The sequence below is a fragment of the Bacillus sp. BC08 genome (assembly GCF_054326875.1).
The window spans coordinates 1,004,629-1,021,019 of the sequence record NZ_JBTGPA010000031.1 but is presented as its reverse complement, the minus strand read 5'-3'; the positions used below and the strand labels follow the sequence as shown (position 1 = coordinate 1,021,019).

General features: G+C 34.9%; 24 protein-coding genes. 16 read left to right on the top strand and 8 right to left on the bottom strand.

What is annotated here, in order from left to right:
* Genes ACXVYO_RS15765 through ACXVYO_RS15750 form a run of 4 tightly spaced genes read left to right on the top strand, consistent with a single transcriptional unit; the run spans window position 1 to window position 1,852 of the window.
* Window positions 1-561, top strand: coding sequence for a 2'-5' RNA ligase family protein (locus ACXVYO_RS15765; RefSeq protein WP_242254091.1), 561 nt, complete (start codon window positions 1-3; stop codon window positions 559-561).
* Entirely contained in the window at window positions 558-1,043 is a 486-nt protein-coding gene (locus ACXVYO_RS15760) for a GNAT family N-acetyltransferase (RefSeq protein WP_242254093.1), read from the top strand. The genes ACXVYO_RS15765 and ACXVYO_RS15760 overlap by 4 nt, the downstream gene beginning before the upstream one ends.
* A 12-nt stretch (window positions 1,044-1,055) precedes the next feature.
* Window positions 1,056-1,427, top strand: a complete 372-nt coding sequence (locus ACXVYO_RS15755) for a cupin (protein ID WP_458467735.1) — start codon at window positions 1,056-1,058, stop codon at window positions 1,425-1,427.
* A complete protein-coding gene (locus ACXVYO_RS15750; protein ID WP_458467734.1) occupies window positions 1,424-1,852 on the top strand; it encodes a GNAT family N-acetyltransferase in 429 nt (142 codons plus the stop codon). The genes ACXVYO_RS15755 and ACXVYO_RS15750 overlap by 4 nt, the downstream gene beginning before the upstream one ends.
* Before the next feature lie 266 nt (window positions 1,853-2,118).
* Here the strand turns inward: ACXVYO_RS15750 and ACXVYO_RS15745 are convergent, their stop codons facing one another.
* Window positions 2,119-2,559 carry a DUF3841 domain-containing protein gene (locus ACXVYO_RS15745; RefSeq protein ID WP_458467733.1) on the bottom strand — a complete coding sequence of 147 codons (441 nt, stop codon included), beginning with the start codon at window positions 2,557-2,559 and terminating at the stop codon, window positions 2,119-2,121.
* Window positions 2,560-2,812: 253 nt separating this feature from the next.
* Between ACXVYO_RS15745 and ytfJ the strand changes: the two genes are divergently transcribed.
* The 4 genes from ytfJ to ACXVYO_RS15725 all read left to right on the top strand — a co-directional run bounded on the left by ytfJ (window position 2,813) and on the right by ACXVYO_RS15725 (window position 4,829).
* The gene (gene ytfJ / locus ACXVYO_RS15740; protein WP_073518546.1) at window positions 2,813-3,238 is read left to right on the top strand and encodes a GerW family sporulation protein; all 426 of its coding nucleotides are present in this window, start codon (window positions 2,813-2,815) and stop codon (window positions 3,236-3,238) included.
* A 160-nt stretch (window positions 3,239-3,398) separates the two neighbouring features.
* A complete protein-coding gene (locus ACXVYO_RS15735) occupies window positions 3,399-4,175 on the top strand; it encodes an oxalate:formate antiporter (RefSeq protein ID WP_458467732.1) in 777 nt (258 codons plus the stop codon).
* Between the two features lie 51 nt (window positions 4,176-4,226).
* Complete coding sequence (locus ACXVYO_RS15730) at window positions 4,227-4,547, top strand: hypothetical protein (RefSeq protein ID WP_458467731.1); 321 nt, start codon at window positions 4,227-4,229, stop codon at window positions 4,545-4,547.
* Between the two features lie 69 nt (window positions 4,548-4,616).
* Window positions 4,617-4,829 carry a hypothetical protein gene (locus ACXVYO_RS15725; RefSeq protein ID WP_000798748.1) on the top strand — a complete coding sequence of 71 codons (213 nt, stop codon included), beginning with the start codon at window positions 4,617-4,619 and terminating at the stop codon, window positions 4,827-4,829.
* 30 nt (window positions 4,830-4,859) lie between these two features.
* Here the strand turns inward: ACXVYO_RS15725 and ACXVYO_RS15720 are convergent, their stop codons facing one another.
* Entirely contained in the window at window positions 4,860-5,198 is a 339-nt protein-coding gene (locus tag ACXVYO_RS15720; protein WP_001253201.1) for a hypothetical protein, read from the bottom strand.
* A 204-nt stretch (window positions 5,199-5,402) separates the two neighbouring features.
* On the opposite strand from ACXVYO_RS15720, the gene ACXVYO_RS15715 reads away from it, so the two are divergent.
* The 5 genes from ACXVYO_RS15715 (at window position 5,403) to ACXVYO_RS15695 (ending at window position 10,179) form a co-directional block, all read left to right on the top strand.
* Complete coding sequence (locus ACXVYO_RS15715; RefSeq protein WP_458467730.1) at window positions 5,403-6,083, top strand: class I SAM-dependent methyltransferase; 681 nt, start codon at window positions 5,403-5,405, stop codon at window positions 6,081-6,083.
* Window positions 6,084-6,177: 94 nt separating this feature from the next.
* Window positions 6,178-7,866, top strand: coding sequence for a formate--tetrahydrofolate ligase (locus tag ACXVYO_RS15710; RefSeq protein WP_012644371.1), 1,689 nt, complete (start codon window positions 6,178-6,180; stop codon window positions 7,864-7,866).
* Between the two features lie 90 nt (window positions 7,867-7,956).
* The gene (locus ACXVYO_RS15705; protein ID WP_458467729.1) at window positions 7,957-8,484 is read left to right on the top strand and encodes a hypothetical protein; all 528 of its coding nucleotides are present in this window, start codon (window positions 7,957-7,959) and stop codon (window positions 8,482-8,484) included.
* A 19-nt stretch (window positions 8,485-8,503) separates the two neighbouring features.
* Complete coding sequence (locus ACXVYO_RS15700; RefSeq protein WP_458467728.1) at window positions 8,504-9,673, top strand: DEAD/DEAH box helicase; 1,170 nt, start codon at window positions 8,504-8,506, stop codon at window positions 9,671-9,673.
* Window positions 9,674-9,795: 122 nt separating this feature from the next.
* Complete coding sequence (locus ACXVYO_RS15695) at window positions 9,796-10,179, top strand: VOC family protein (RefSeq protein WP_000581463.1); 384 nt, start codon at window positions 9,796-9,798, stop codon at window positions 10,177-10,179.
* Between the two features lie 44 nt (window positions 10,180-10,223).
* Here the strand turns inward: ACXVYO_RS15695 and ACXVYO_RS15690 are convergent, their stop codons facing one another.
* Window positions 10,224-10,862 (bottom strand): zinc dependent phospholipase C family protein, encoded by a 639-nt coding sequence (locus ACXVYO_RS15690; RefSeq protein WP_458467727.1) that lies wholly within the window; start codon window positions 10,860-10,862, stop codon window positions 10,224-10,226.
* 29 nt (window positions 10,863-10,891) lie between these two features.
* Window positions 10,892-11,878: a quinone oxidoreductase family protein gene (locus ACXVYO_RS15685; protein ID WP_458467726.1), complete on the bottom strand. Its 987-nt coding sequence runs from the start codon at window positions 11,876-11,878 to the stop codon at window positions 10,892-10,894.
* Window positions 11,879-12,084: 206 nt separating this feature from the next.
* Between ACXVYO_RS15685 and ACXVYO_RS15680 the strand changes: the two genes are divergently transcribed.
* Window positions 12,085-12,663, top strand: a complete 579-nt coding sequence (locus ACXVYO_RS15680) for a sigma-70 family RNA polymerase sigma factor (protein ID WP_458467725.1) — start codon at window positions 12,085-12,087, stop codon at window positions 12,661-12,663.
* Window positions 12,660-13,340 carry a DUF3600 domain-containing protein gene (locus tag ACXVYO_RS15675; RefSeq protein ID WP_458467724.1) on the top strand — a complete coding sequence of 227 codons (681 nt, stop codon included), beginning with the start codon at window positions 12,660-12,662 and terminating at the stop codon, window positions 13,338-13,340. Before ACXVYO_RS15680 ends, ACXVYO_RS15675 begins: the two co-directional genes overlap by 4 nt.
* Before the next feature lie 54 nt (window positions 13,341-13,394).
* Here the strand turns inward: ACXVYO_RS15675 and ACXVYO_RS15670 are convergent, their stop codons facing one another.
* The 4 genes from ACXVYO_RS15670 to ACXVYO_RS15655 form a co-directional block, all read right to left on the bottom strand.
* Window positions 13,395-13,640, bottom strand: a complete 246-nt coding sequence (locus ACXVYO_RS15670) for a hypothetical protein (protein ID WP_097844656.1) — start codon at window positions 13,638-13,640, stop codon at window positions 13,395-13,397.
* Window positions 13,641-13,866: 226 nt separating this feature from the next.
* Window positions 13,867-14,301 carry a hypothetical protein gene (locus ACXVYO_RS15665; protein ID WP_458467723.1) on the bottom strand — a complete coding sequence of 145 codons (435 nt, stop codon included), beginning with the start codon at window positions 14,299-14,301 and terminating at the stop codon, window positions 13,867-13,869.
* Window positions 14,302-14,386: 85 nt separating this feature from the next.
* Entirely contained in the window at window positions 14,387-15,358 is a 972-nt protein-coding gene (locus ACXVYO_RS15660; RefSeq protein ID WP_458467722.1) for an MBL fold metallo-hydrolase, read from the bottom strand.
* Window positions 15,359-15,454: 96 nt separating this feature from the next.
* A complete protein-coding gene (locus ACXVYO_RS15655) occupies window positions 15,455-15,664 on the bottom strand; it encodes a DUF3925 family protein (RefSeq protein WP_000844973.1) in 210 nt (69 codons plus the stop codon).
* A gap of 223 nt (window positions 15,665-15,887) precedes the next feature.
* Between ACXVYO_RS15655 and bsaA the strand changes: the two genes are divergently transcribed.
* A complete protein-coding gene (gene bsaA, locus ACXVYO_RS15650) occupies window positions 15,888-16,370 on the top strand; it encodes a glutathione peroxidase (RefSeq protein WP_000219426.1) in 483 nt (160 codons plus the stop codon).
* Window positions 16,371-16,391 lie beyond the last annotated feature (21 nt).

Below are 16,391 nucleotides of genomic sequence, written 5' to 3'. Positions count from 1 at the left end.
ATGTACGCTATTATTGCTACATTTGATCGTGTGTTTACTAATAAAATTATAGAATTGCAAAATGAAATAACAAATATCATTGGCACAAATCAATTAGCAGGAGTAGAACCTCATATTACATTAGCTGATTACCATGAGTTAGACGTTCATTTATATAAGGAGAAATTAGAGGAGTTTGTAGCAGTTCAAGAGAATATGGCTGAGGTAACTTTTCCTGCTGTTGGAACTTTTCCTACTAACGGAACGATCTTTTTAGCACCGACCATTACAGATGAATTGTTAAAACTTCATCATTCTTATCATGATTATTTTAAAACTTTTCATGATAATTTAAATTCATATTATGTGCCTGGAAAATGGGTTCCGCATTGTACAATTGCAAATAAGCTACATGTAAATCAGTTTTTAATTGCAATGGAATATATTTATGGAAAATTTAATTGTGCAACAGCTTCAATTGAGAAATTAAAATTAATTAAAGTAAATTATGAAAATGGTTCTGCCATTTCTTCTAGTATATTAGCAGAATATAATTTTAAGAGAATGGAGACATCGAGATGACATATGTAATTAGAGAAATGAAGCAAGAAGACATTCACGCTGTACAATCAGTAGCGAAAATAGCTTGGCATGATACGTACGAAGGTATTATTCCGAGAAAGATTCAAGACAGTTTCTTAGACGAGGCTTATTCTGATGAAAAAATGAAATATCGTCTCGAAAATACACATTTATTCGTTGCGGAAGAAGAGGGAGAAGTAATTGGCTTTGCGAATTTTTCACCTGTTAGACTGCAAAACGAAGCAGAATTAGGCGCGATTTATTTGTTACCCGATCAGCAAGGGAAAGGGATAGGAAGTGCTTTATTACAAAAAGGGTTAACGGCATTAAAAGGAATTCGGAAATTATATATTCATGTAGAAGCAGCGAATGAAAAAGGAAAACATTTTTATGAAGCGAAAGGTTTTGCACAATTAGAGGAATTTGAAGAAGATTTTGAAGGACATATGATGCAGACAGTAAGGATGGTTTTATACGTATAAGGAGGACTAGGAATGAAGATATTTGATTTTAGTGAAAAAGTAGGGAAACACATATCAGCATTTCAATCTAATTTCATAATGTCGAAAATATTAAATCATCAAGGGAAAATACATATCGGTGCTATGCATTTACAAGAGAATGGAATAATTGGATATCATGAAGCAGTTGTATCGCAACTGCTTCTTATTGTGGACGGAGAAGGGTATGTATGTGGAGCAGATAAAGAAAAAGTGAAGGTGAAAGCGGGACAAGCTGTATTTTGGAAGAAGGGTGAATGTCATGAAACGAGTACGGAAAAGGGATTGATGGGAATTGTTATGGAAGCGGAGGATCTTGAACGAGCGATATTAATGCCAATTAAAGAGGAGAGTTGTAAAAAATGATAGAAAAGGCAAATCGGGAAGAAACGGGCAAAATAATACAATATGCAGCTCAATCACTTTTTGAAGGGACAAGAGGGAATTGTCAGTTAAGTACAGAGAAAGCAATTGAAATTACAAGGCCGATTGTAGAAAAGGGAGCATATTATTTAGTCGTTAAAGAAGAAAATAATGTAATGGGATGGATATTAATAGGGGAAAATACGGACTATTTTTCTCATGGAAAACTAGGGTTTATATACGAATTGTATGTTTTTCCAGAGTACCGCGGGAAAGGATTGTCAAGAAAGTTAATGGAGGCTGGTATTAAGGAATTACAAAAGAATTATTCAGAAATTCGTTTAAATGTATTTGCTGGAAATTTTGCAAAAGAAATGTATGAAGAGTTTGGGTTTGTTGAAAGACAGGTAATTATGACTTTGAAGTGAGAATATGAGGGGAAATAATAGAGTCATTTAATATGAAGTGGCACAAAAAAGGTTACGTGCAACAACTTGTAAATCTAAGATACGAAGATTTACACTCTATATATTAATTATTTTCATTTTTCAAATACGTTATTTTATATATAAAGTCAAAAAGTAGAAAGCTATGGCTCTCTACTTTATTTAGCAATGAATCGTTTAGCTTTCATTATATGTTTCATTTCTATACAAGGTGTTACACCTTGTACCCAATCTGGATCAAATTCTATTCAATCTTTATCTAGGCTTTGTAACCAATCAAAGTCAAAAATTCTGGTCCAGGTAGCTATCATTTTATCTTTTGGAAAACCTTCTGTTTCGAAATGATCCCATTCTTCCTCCGTTTTAGTTATAGGACTATTATTTAAAATAGCGTGCCAAGTATGAAAACAAGACCAAAGAATGTCTTCATCTGGTATGTCTAATGTAAGAATGAAACCTTTTTGACCTTTAGGTAAAAGTGCTGGGCGGTTTTGGTCAGGTCTTTTATTCCAAACCCATACAGGGAAAGTCCGGCCATCATAATTAGGAATTCTCTCTTTCATCTGTAATATCATCCATGCATATGGAGATTTGAAGTGAGGACAAACATATTTCTCATTTCCGTGATAAAAACCTTCTTCTTGCATTTTTTTATAAATGTGAAGTGGTTTTACAGTATATACGATCAAGTAGACACTTCCAATCTAATCTAATATAAGTATGTAATGAATTTTTATTTACTTAATTATCTTGCATGGAAAAACACAAAATATCAAATTTGAAGTGCCCTATGAATTGTTAGAGATATTCTTACAATTCATAGGCATTTTTTGTTTCTGCGGAGATTATAAAAAATATTTTTAATATCAATATAAAATTTTATGTTTAGTTCACCAACTTTCGGAAAAACTAGGAAAGATATGACAAAGGAGGTTATGAACGGTGGATCATCCAATTCAAGGGTTAATGAAAGCGGCAATGGAAAATTTAAAAGAAATGGTCGATGTAAATACGATTGTTGGAGAGCCTGTTCAAACGGCTGACGGTGGTGTGGTGTTAACGGTTTCTAAAGTAGCGTTCGGGTTTGGAGCAGGAGGTTCTGATTTCCAAACGAATGATGGACAAAGAGCGAACGGTAACCCTGCATTTGGTGGCGGTAGCGCGGGTGGTGTTTCTATTACACCAGTAGCATTTCTTGTAGTGAATAAGGATGGAGTAAATATTCTTCATTTACAAAATGCGACACATTTAGCGGAAAAAATGATTGAATTAGCTCCACAAACAATTGATAAAATTCAATCGATGTTCCAAAGAGATGAAAAGAAAGAGGGAAATCATCATCCTCAAAACCCAGATGAAATCCTTTAAAGACGCCTGCTTACGAGCAGGCGTTTTTTCTTGTAATCACTATGTAATAAAACACATGAAATTGTAAATAGTTTTTGAATTTTTTTCTATGTTTCTAAAATTTTTCATGTTAAAATATGCTATAGAATTGAAACATATAAAACGAAGGTGGCTAGGTGCTTTGTCTGGAGGATCTGACCAAGTAAAGAATATGATATATATTAATGGTAATCGTCGGGGTCATTGTTTTATTACATCAGGAATTACGTTTAAAGAGTTTGCAAGTAACATCCCTTCACCGCTTCATCAAGTGTTGCTTTTGAAGCATAACTTTGAATGGACAGATTTTCATTATCATACTTTATTTGAATATGTTGAGGAAGAAAATATACATAAGCTAATTCAAGCAGAGATTGATGAATTTGATGAATTTTGTTGGGTAGATTTTGATGATGCAAGCGATTTAGATGAATTAGAGCCAAAAGAAATTGCAGAGCTTTTATATTTGGCTCACAAAAAAGAACCACTTGCAAGAACATTCTTTCCGCTATTGAAAAATAGATTTGTTTATTTTTCACATGATGATGGATGGTACAACAAAGTGTATTATCGTAGAATTGCTGATTTTGTAGGCATGTTAACTAAAGTCATTCCTTATAAACTCGGTGCTTTCGGTAAGAAACGTTTTTCTTTGTTCCAAAAATCAAAAATTTTCCCAGCAATTTCGAAAGAAGTGATCATGGGGCTTCTTCCATTAATGGAAGACGGTCTTTATATTGATCTAGCAGGGAAAATTGAGTCAAGAAGAGGTCTTGAAATTCCGGTATATGTAGTTGGTTCGTATGAAAGTACGGATGAGGTACTAGATAATATTGATGAATTGAAAGAAGAAGCAACAGAGACAGGTTGGCTCATTTTTGATAAGAAAGAACAAGAGTGGCAATGGGTTGTGGACTAAGAAAACTTGGCGCATGCAGTCAAGTTTTCTTGTCATTTGAAAGGAGTACAAATGAAGAAATATTATACAATTGTGGGTATTGTAAGTATTATTCTCGTGGCAATATTACTTATAACTTGTCCGAAAGAATCAGATTATAAATTGTATCTAGAAGATAAGTATGCGTTGAAATGTGATGAGAGTAGTTTTGAATGCACACAAAATGTAGATGGTAAAAAAGAAAAGCTACAATTTGAAAGTACAGATGCACGAAATAGTGTATTTTTTATGACTGTAAAGCAAACATTTAAAACAGAAGCTGGTGTTACGAAAGAATATAGCGGAGTAGGAATGTTTGGTACATTTCTTTTTGTTTCAGAAAAGACTTTCTAGTAATAGAAGGTCTTTTTTTTATGCTTATGCTCATATAGATGAAGTAAGACAAGCATAGGAGGGGTAGTGATGAAGAATACATGTATCGTTTGCGGTGGTGAGGAGTTTTTTTCCTCAACTTTGTATGCACGTACGAAACAAGATTGGGCATATGCACAAAATATGTATCGATTTGAAAAGGTGTTTATTGAGCATCGGGATGAAGAGAATTATCCAGTGTTTCAAGAAATTACAGCGAAACATTGCTGTGGATGCGGTCATATTATGTTGTACCACGAATGAACACACCAAGTATAACTTGGTGTGTTTTTTTTAAAACGCTGACAAAGCAAGCGGATAGAGTAAAGTAAATAAAACAGAAAAACTACCAAAACCAATTGCTGTATAACCAAGTGTTCTTGCGCCGAAATTGACAGCTAATAAGCCGACTAAAATCGCAAGAGAGCCGAGTGTAACCGGATAAAATGCAATTGAGAAAAGCGAAAGAAATAAAGCGACATAGCCTACCATTGCACCGGTATTTGTACCTTCTATTTCATTTGCAATTTCTTTACGCTTATGTCTAATCGGTATACCAGCTGGTGATATTTCAGCTGCATACTCTTCGTTTTTTTCACCACTTTTAAAATGATGATTTCTCTTTCTTCGCATGTACATCCCTCTCTTTCAATTGGGTGTACCTATAGTATCTTACATAAAGAGAAGAACATGAGTATGAGTTAAACCCAAGTAAAGCAAAAATTGGAGAATAAAGATTCCATTATTAGCTTGTACATCTCCTAATGAAGATAAACAGGAATTTTGGAAAATGATGTAGAATGAAATGAGTGATAAAACGTGAAAGCAGGGGAATGTATGACGAAATTTAATTGGCATGAATCAGCAGAGAAAAAATGGGATAGTAGTGCAGAATTTTGGACTCAAAATAGTCAAGAGATGTGGGACAGCGGGAGTAGGAGTACAATTATTCCATTTTTTGAACAATACGTGAAAAAAGAAGCTCAGGTGCTTGATGTTGGTTGTGGGGATGGATACGGTACATATAAATTAAGTCACGCGGGCTATAAAGCAGTTGGAGTAGATTTATCAGAAGTGATGATTCAAAAAGGTAAGGAGCGCGGAGAAGGACCGAATTTATCTTTTATAAAAGGGGATCTTTCTTCCTTACCATTTGAAAATGAGCAATTTGAATCAATTATGGCAATTAATTCTTTAGAATGGACCGAGGAACCATTACGAGCATTAAATGAGATAAAGCGCGTTTTAAAAAGTGATGGGTATGCATGTATTGCAATTTTAGGACCGACAGCAAAACCTCGAGAGAACAGTTATCCTCGTTTATACGGCAAAGACGTTGTTTGTAATACGATGATGCCTTGGGAATTTGAACAGTTAGCGAAAGAACAAGGTTTTGAAGTTGTAGATGGCATCGGTGTATATAAGCGTGGAGTAAATGAGAAGATGCTAGGTCAACTACCTATCGAGTTACAACAATCGTTAACATTCTTATGGGTATTTATGTTAAAAAACGTATAAAGAAATGAAAGAATTTTTAGGAGGTAAATAAGTGCAGAAAATACAAAAAACTGATACAATATCATCAGAACCAATTAAAGGGGGACTAGGGTATATGACAACTACTACAACAGTTAAATCCGACATTGAAATCGCACAAGAAGCGAGTATGAAGAAGATTCAAGAAATTGCAGCTGAATTAAATATTTTAGAAGATGAATTAGAGCCGTACGGGCATTATAAAGGTAAGTTATCTCTTGATATTTTTAAGCGCTTACAGAACGAGAAAGACGGTAAAGTTGTTTTAGTAACAGCGATTAACCCAACTCCAGCTGGAGAAGGTAAATCAACAGTAACAGTTGGTTTAGGTCAAGCTTTTAATAAAATTGGTAAGAAAACAGTGATTGCACTTCGCGAACCATCTCTTGGACCAACGATGGGACTAAAAGGCGGAGCAGCAGGTGGTGGTTTTTCACAGGTTGTACCAATGGAAGACATTAACCTTCACTTTACTGGAGATATTCATGCAATCACAACTGCTAATAACGCGTTAGCGGCGTTTATTGATAATCATATCCAACAAGGAAACACACTTGGGATTGATACGCGTAAAATCGTTTGGAAACGCTGTGTTGACTTAAATGATCGTGCCCTTCGTAACGTAGTAATTGGTCTTGGTGGACCAGTTCAAGGTGTACCCCGTGAAGACGGTTTCGATATTACAGTAGCATCTGAAATCATGGCCGTATTCTGCCTTGCAACAGATATTCAAGATTTAAAAGCGCGTCTATCTCGCATCGTAGTTGCTTATAACTTTGCAAATCAACCTGTAACAGTTAAAGATTTAGGTGTAGAAGGTGCGTTAACATTATTATTAAAAGACGCATTAAAACCAAACTTAGTACAAACGTTAGAAAATACACCAGCTATCATTCACGGCGGACCATTTGCGAATATCGCTCACGGTTGTAACAGTGTTATCGCTACAACAATGGCAGCAAAATTAGGTGATTATGTTATTACAGAAGCTGGATTCGGTGCTGATTTAGGTGCAGAGAAGTTTTTAGATATTAAAGCTCGTGCAGCTGGCATTAAACCAGAAGCAGTTGTTATTGTTGCGACTATTCGTGCGCTTAAAATGCATGGTGGCGTAGCAAAAGATCAATTAAAAGAAGAAAATGTAGACGCATTAGCAAAAGGTATGGAAAACTTACAGAAGCATGTTGAAACAATTCAAAGTTTCGGTGTGCCTTTCGTAATTGCAATTAATAAATTTATTACAGATACAGATGCAGAAGTTGCATACTTACAAGAGTGGTGCAATGAGCGTGGCTATGCAGTATCCTTAACGGAAGTTTGGGAGAAGGGTGGACAAGGCGGAGTTGACCTTGCTGAAAAAGTGTTAAAAGAAATCGAAAAAGGTGAGAACAACTACGCACCACTTTATGAATTAGAATTACCATTAGAAGAAAAAATCCGTACAATTGCTCAAAAAGTGTACGGCGCAAAAGATATTGAATTTGCTCCGAAAGCACGTAAGCAATTAGCTCAATATGAAGGAGAAGGATGGAGTAACCTACCAATTTGTATGGCGAAAACACAATACTCTCTTTCTGACGATGCAACAAAATTAGGTCGTCCATCTGACTTTATCGTTACAATTCGTGAGCTGAAACCATCAATTGGTGCAGGATTTATCGTTGCGTTAACAGGAACAATGTTAACAATGCCAGGCCTTCCAAAACAGCCAGCAGCACTACAAATGGACGTAAATGAAGATGGAAAAGCAGTAGGTTTATTCTAAAAGGTTGTAATTCATCTCGTTTATCTGTAAACTATATATACATCAAGTGGCGCCTTTCCATCGAAAGGCGCCTGTTTTTTGGAGGAAATTATGTTTGATCCAACTGCTTTTGATAATTTAAAAGTAATCGTAGAAGGTGCTGTTTATGATTTTGATTTACATGGAGATATTCTTGTAACAGATCGAAAAGATATGATGGACCTTGCCTCATTAAGTCGTATATACCATATTTCATTTCAATTAACAGAGCCGTTCGAACAGTTAGTAGAAGCAACATTTTCACTATCTGTAGATGCAAAGAACTTGTCTGGTGAAATATTAGAAGTACCACAATTTACACCAGGTTGTGAAATGAAGTTAGCATTTTCATTCCCGATAGAAAAGCCAGAGGTAGTGTGCGAAGAAATTGAAACTTTCATGCATTCTATATGGGGAAAAGAAAGAATGATTACGCAAAAACTTTCATACGAATATAATAAGCGAGCGATTTCATATCATAATAAGGTAGAGGTTCTATTTCAAAAAGCGATTACAGAAGACCATGTTGATGATTTAATAGCTGTTATTTCACACATGATAGAAACGGTGCGAACAATACAACATTTTCTTCAAAAATAGAGATAAAGGAGAAAAACAAATGATAAAAGATATGCAACCATTTTTACAACAAGCTTGGGAGAAGGCTGGTTTTAAAGAATTAACTGAAATTCAAAAACAAGCGATTCCAACTATTTTAGAAGGACAAGACGTTATAGCTGAGTCTCCAACTGGAACAGGAAAAACATTAGCGTACTTATTACCCCTTTTACATAAAATTAATCCTGAAGTAAAACAACCACAAGTTGTTGTTTTAGCGCCAACACGTGAGCTTGTCATGCAAATTCACGAAGAGGTTCAAAAGTTTACAGCAGGGACTGAAATTTCAGGGGCATCTTTAATTGGTGGTGCAGATATTAAGCGCCAAGTTGAAAAATTAAAGAAACACCCGAGAGTAATTGTCGGTTCACCAGGACGTATTTTAGAATTAATTCGAATGAAAAAGCTAAAGATGCATGAAGTAAAAACAATTGTATTTGATGAGTTTGATCAAATTGTAAAACAAAAGATGATGGGCGCAGTACAAGATGTAATTAAATCAACGATGCGCGACCGTCAATTAGTATTCTTCTCGGCGACAATTACAAAAGCGGCAGAAGACGCGGCACGTGATTTGGCAGTTGAACCACAATTAGTACGTGTAACACGTGCAGAGTCAAAAAGCTTAGTTGAGCATACGTACATCATTTGTGAGCGACGCGAAAAAAATGATTATGTAAGAAGAATTATGCATATGGGCGATGTAAAAGCAGTTGCTTTCTTAAACGACCCATTCCGTTTAGATGAAATTACTCAGAAATTGCAGTTCCGTAAAATGAAAGCAGCAGCTCTTCATGCAGAAGCAGGTAAGCAAGAGCGTGAAGCAACGATGCGTGCTTTCCGCAGCGGGAAATTAGAAATTCTACTTGCTACTGATATTGCAGCACGCGGTATTGATATTGATGATTTAACACATGTAATCCACTTGGAGTTACCAGACACAGTAGACCAATATATTCACCGCTCAGGACGTACAGGACGTATGGGTAAAGAAGGAACAGTCGTTTCTCTTGTAACACAACAAGAAGAGCGTAAATTACTTCAATTTGCAAAAAAACTAGGTATCGTATTTACGAAGCAAGAAATGTTCAACGGATCATTTGTAGAAACGAAACCGAAAGCACCAAAGAAAAAGAAACCAGCGTTTACTGGAAAGAAAAAGCCTAGATAAATAATGGGAAAGACGTAACTATTTGTAGTTACGTCTTTTTGATTGTAATTGAATGAAAAAGGAATAATAATAGTACCTGTAGAAACCTACATAGAATATAAAAATCATTAGGGGGAAAAACAATGATTCATAAAGTCGGACAAATTATGTTATATGTAAACAATCAAGATGAGGCAGTCAATTTTTGGACAGAGAAAGTAGGATTTCATGTAGTAGCAGAGGAAGATAATAAGCAAGGAATGAGATGGATTGAAATCGCTCCGAAAAGCGGTGCAGAAACGAGCATTATATTACATAATAAAGAAGTGATTTCTAAGATGAGCCCAGAATTAAATCTTGGTACACCATCTTTAATGTTCTTCTCAGAAAATCTTGATCAATTATATACAGATTTAAAAAATAAAAATGTTACTGTTGGCGAAATGGTAACGATGCCTTCTGGTAAAGTGTTTAACTTTGCTGATAGTGAAGGGAATTATTTTGCGGTTATGGAAAAGAACAAATAATAATATTGTTTTGTGAAAATCCCCCTCAAATATATTGAGGGGGATTACATGTTTGAAGTGGATTTTTCATTAGAGAGTTGATTAATATAAAATACGCCTTTTTCAATAGCTGTCTCAATATAACCAACGATTTGATTAAACGTAAATACTTGTAACTCTTCATGTAAATGTTGCTCTGGATACAACATATCTTCAAAAAGATACTTTCGAAAAGCTAATACGTTTTCTTTAGAAACTTCTTCAATATCCATAATGTGAGCCTCTTCGTTGAGAAGAGAGAAGAGCTGTTGTTCTTTATCGTAATGATGAAGCAACTTTGCATTTAACAATTTAAAATCGTTATAGTACATAGGTGTGATCGTTTCGTCATTTTCTATTCTATTTTTTAGCCAAGGTAGAAAAAAGCCACTTAGCCAATTATCATCGGCAATGAGATGAGTGTAATAGCCTAAGAGAAAAGGGGAATCCATATGAGCTCTGTATTTTTGAAAAAAAGAATTGAAATCTATCCTTCTCGTATAGTTTTTCGTTGTGCCAGCGTAAAAGTGTGAAGTTCCTTTTTCTTCTGCTGAATGAACCGCATCAGGGGCTACACCTCCAAGTATGAAAGAAGTTTTATCTTGGATATATAGTTTTTCGGCAATCTTGTTGGCTATAATAGCATGCATAATTCGTGATCCCATGAATGACACCTCGGTTTCAAGTATTCATTTCAGGAAGAGGACTGGACAGTTAGTATTACTTTCCCTGTACTTTTTCTACTTTCGACCCATTCATGTGCTTTCCCTGCATCTTGAAGTGGAAAAGATTTCGCAACTTTCATTTTTAGACTGCCATCACGTAAATAACGGAAAACTTCATGTGCTGTTTCTTGGAGTAGTTCAGGACATTTTTTTCGTGTAGTGCCGAAGCTAAAACCGAGTATAGAGCGGCAACTTGCGTGTAAATCTTTCGTTTGAAAGTTACCAATTTCACCGCTTGCATTTCCGAAATGAACGAGGCGACCGTAATAAGCAAGACATTTTAAACTTCTTTCCGAAACCGTTCCAGAAATAGAATCTAAAATTACATCAACCCTTTCACCATTTGTCAGCTCATTGACTTTCTCTACAAAATCCTCATCTTGATGACAAATAACATAATCAGCTCCAGCGTCTAAAGCGATTTTACTTTTCGATTCATTTCCGACAGTACCGATAACATTTCCGGCCCCTAATCGTTTTGCGATTTGAATTGCTGTCGTACCAATTCCACCAGCCGCAGCATGAATGAGTACAGATTCGCCTTGTTGAAGCCTTGCAACATTTGCGAGTAAATTATAGCCTGTAAAAGATACAATCGGACAAGCAGCTGCAGTTTGAAAATCTACTTCATCAGGTAAAACGAAAGTAAGGTTTTCGTTTGCGACAACGTATTCTGCGTAAGATCCATTTTGAGGAAAAGCAATGACACGTTGTCCAGGATGAATATTTTTCACTTGAGAACCGACACGTTCTACAATACCAGCGGCATCTATCCCTGGTATAAAAGGTGGTGCTGTATTTCCTTTTTTACTATAACGGGATTTAATATCGGCGAAATTTATACTAGTAGAAATAACGCGAATTAAAACTTGATTTTCTGAAATAACCGGCATATCCATATCTGTATATTTCATCACTTCAGGACCACCGAACGACGTTACAATGATAGCTTTCATTATATATCCTCCTAAATTTGACTATATAAATCATTTTAAATGTTCATTAGAAATTGGAAAATTATATAATAGTTATGCGACTTTATAAGTGAAGCTTATGAACTCATTCGATCATTATATAAATTTATATAAAAACTTTTTGGGAAAATCGAACGAAATCTCAATTATTTGCCAATATATAGTGTAAGACAAAGGAGGGATGATATATGAAGGATGAAACAGTGTATATAAATTTAATCCATTTAACTTTATCAGGCAATAAAGAAGCATATAGCGAGTTGTATGATAAAACGATTCAAGAAGTATATAAAACAGCACATTTTTTAATTGAAGATAAAACGGATGTAGATGATGTCGTTCAAGAAATATACATACAGCTATATGAATCGCTTCGTAAGTATGATAGCAAGAAACCATTTCGCCCTTGGCTAATTGGACTTGTGATTAAACAAATTCACTCTTATAGAAGAAAGAGGTGGATGCGATTACGCATTATAAAAAAAGCAGAAGAGCAAAGAAAACCGGTACAAGTTGACTTTTCTAACGATGTTGTAAGTAAAATATCAAACAAAAAACTAATCGAACTCATTCATAAATTACCGTATAAATTGAAACAAGTTATTATATTAAGATACTTACACGATTATTCACAAGAAGAAGTAGCACAAATATTACATATTCCAATTGGTACTGTGAAATCTAGAATTAACGCAGCATTAAAGAAACTACGTCAAAAAGAGCAAGTAGAAGAAATCTTTTTAGGAGAGGTAGGGAATGTGAAATGAGTTTAGATTGTAGAGTTAGAGAATCTATACGAGAAGAAGCGAAGGGGATTGTTGCCCCGCCGGAGTTAAAAGAAAAAGTAATCTTTCAAATAAAAATGAATCACGGGGGGCGTAAGAGGAGGAACCGTCTGATCGCAGGAGTACTTGCAACAGCTTTTTTAATCCCAACGACTGGTTTTGCGTATCAATCTATTATGGCGGATGGTATATATGGATCTTTTGAGAATCTAAAAAAACATGCCGGAGCGATGACATTAGAAGCGTATATGCGTTTTAATGCAAAATTATCAGAAGCGAAAGATGAAATGGGTGCGAAGGAATATGAAGAGTTTACAAAAGAACTAAAAAAATTAACAAATGCAAAGCTGGTATACGGAGATTCGAACGGTAATATTGATTATGATCAATTATCACCAGCAAAAAGAGAAGAGATGAAGAAGGTAAGTATGGGGCTTCAACCATACTTTGATAAATTAAATGGTCATAAATCTAGTAAAGAAATATTAACACAAGAAGAATTTGATCACTATATGGAAGCATTAATGACACATGAAATCGTACGAGTGAAGACAAAATCAACTGGTGGAATGAAAGTAGAAGACGTACCTGAGGCGTACAAAGAAAGATTTATTCAAGCGGAACAGTTTATGGAGTATGTAGATGAAAAGGTGAGATAAGTAAAAAAGCTCATAGCCTAAGCTGTGAGCTTTTCTTATTGAAACGTAAATATATTAACCACCTATTCCTTTTGCAAGCAATAGGAAGTATACAACTACTAATATTACGCCATTTAATACCGTACCAACTATTCCGAATAACCAATTCTTTGATGCGATTGCAAAAAGAATACCGAGTAATGAAAGTATAGCTAGAATCGCAATAATTAAAGTTAAATTTGCATTAGGCCCTCTTAAAATAAAGAAAGAACATATACTTGCGAGAAACATTAGACACGAGAATCCAAAAAGTTTATACATAATAATTCTCCCTTATTTGAAGTGTCATTTAACTTAGTACACGATTTTCTTTAGTTTAACATACATTTCCTTACCGCATGAATAGCGACTCTTACAAGTAATATCCCACTTACAAATAAACCACCGTAACCAACGACACTTAAAAATTTGAACATTAGGTTCTTTTGCATACAATTCAGGGCAGAATTATCTTGATTTGCTTAATAAAGTGAAAGTAGGAAATCATTTAGTTATATTCCTTACTATTCTCATTGTCTTTTTGTATAAAACAATCTAAAAGTGAATAACCAGCTATTAAACTAATTATCGTAATAAAAGTTGTATTTATAAGAATAATATTAGCTAAATAAGGTAAGTATTGACCAAGTGGTGAAAAGAGTAGAGCTGGGGAAAAGGAAATTAATATTGTAGGCACTGTAATAGCGATAAACTTATCCGGTTGAAAGCTCCAGTTTTGTTTACTCGTTTCGCGATTAATCGATTGAAGGAATCGTAATAAAATGCCAACTATAAGAGGGAAGAGTGTAAAGTAGAATAATCTTGGATAAACGTTAAAATTCACCTGCGCATCTGTATCTAAATAAAATTGAATTTTCACTCCGACAAATAATAATAAGACGATAAATAATGTAAAGCTGAGGTATAGCATTACTTTTTGCATTGCATTCCACCATCCTTTACTCAAAATATATTCAAAAAAAGAAGAGATATACAATAACTACGGTTGTGTATCTCTTCTTATACTGTTAGTTAATAGTGGAGTTTGCCTTTTCTTGCTTCGTGAAATAATCAATAATGCCCATCGCGCTAATTTCTATATCTAGATGTAAAATGTTATAAACGGAATGATCTGATGGAATGTTTAACATTGTAAGATGAGAAGAGATTTTTTCCATTAACACAGTTTGTAATGCTTTAGTAGCCTCGTCGAAATCATTATACTGTTCAAAGACCTCTTTACCAGTATGAACGAAAATAGGTAGCCAATGTTCAAGCTGGTTATATACTTCTGTAATATTGGATGATGCACCGTAATGACCGAAATAAATAGTATCTACATTCATACTTTGAATGTGATTTTTAGAAGCAATCATCGCATCTGGTTGGAATTGTGAAGGGGACGTTGATGGTAAATATAGTTCTACACCAAGGTCTGCGAGTTCTCTATAATAAATTCCAATTGTATCACCAGTAAAAATGCCGTTTGTTAATGAATCGTGAATGCTAATATGGTGCTTAGCATGTCCCGGTGTATCATAAAATGTAAGGGTGCGGTCTTCGGCAATTTGTAATGTATCTCCATTTTGTACAATACGAACACGTTCTTCTTCTATAGGAAGAATTGGATCAAACAGTTTATCGAAATCTTCTTTGTATACAGCTTTTGCGCCTAAAATGAGTTTTGTTGGATCAATCATATGACGAGCACCGCGAGAATGCACATATAAAGTAGCATTTGGGCACTTTTCCATCATTAAACCAGCAGCACCGGCGTGATCTAAATGAACATGTGTAACGATAATGTTTTTAACTTCGTTTAAATCAATATGTAATTGTTGTAAGCCGTCTAAAATATATGGAAGAGAAGGGGCTGCACAAGTTTCAATTAAAGTAATGTCGTCACCTAATAAAACGTACGTACCAGTTCGTTCGTTATGTTGTAAATCAAAATCATCAATAAGATATAGGTGAGAAGATAATTGCTCTACTTTTTTCATCATTACCACTCCTTATTTACTGCATGTTTCTATTATACGCTAAAATAGAAAAAAGGCAGAAAACGAAAGCTCGTCTTCTGCCTTTTTAAAGTGTTGTTATTTTGCTTGTTCTTTATTGATAGACATAACAAACAGTCCAACAATGCCACCAACTATTGGAAGCATAATCTCTCCTGCTAAATTAAAGTAGGAGCTTAAAAATAAACCATTAACATCGATTACCCAGCCAATCACATACAATAACATCATATATAGTACGAAATAAAACTCGCGATTTGAAATCGTTTCATGTTGTGCAGTTTTCATAATGAACACCATCCTTTTCTTTTATAATGGAATATAAACTGTCACATTTTGTTCACAATTTAATTGTAAAACTTTCCAACATAAAAGTCTAGTAGTTTGTGTCGAATTTTCGAACGGAAATAAAGCGCTATCATTTTGGAAGGGAATACGTAATAAGAGCTGTATATTCACGAATGTAGTATAGTATAAACATAGAATGATAGTGAAGAGAGGGGTAAGGATAATGACAGTTTATGATTTTTCAGCTAAAACGATAACAGGAGAAGATAAGTCGTTAAAAGATTACGAAGGAAAAGCGCTTCTTATTGTAAATGTAGCTAGCAAGTGTGGTTTTACACCGCAATATAAAGGGTTACAAGAAGTATATGATAAATATAAAGACCAAGGACTAGAAATACTCGGTTTCCCTTGTAATCAATTCGGAGGACAAGAACCAGGTACAGAAGCAGATATTACTAGTTTTTGTGAGTTAAACTACGGTGTGAATTTCCCGATGTTTGCAAAGGTTGATGTGAAAGGTGATAAGGCACATCCGCTTTATACATACATGACAGAACAAGCACCAGGTTTACTCGGTATGAAAGCAGTGAAATGGAACTTTACTAAGTTTCTAATCGGAAAAGACGGGAAAGTAGTAGGGCGTTTTGCGCCGCAGACGAAGCCGGTGGATTTAGAGGTTGAGATTGAGAAGGTACTTGGGGAATAACTAGGAGTTTCACTTTATTAA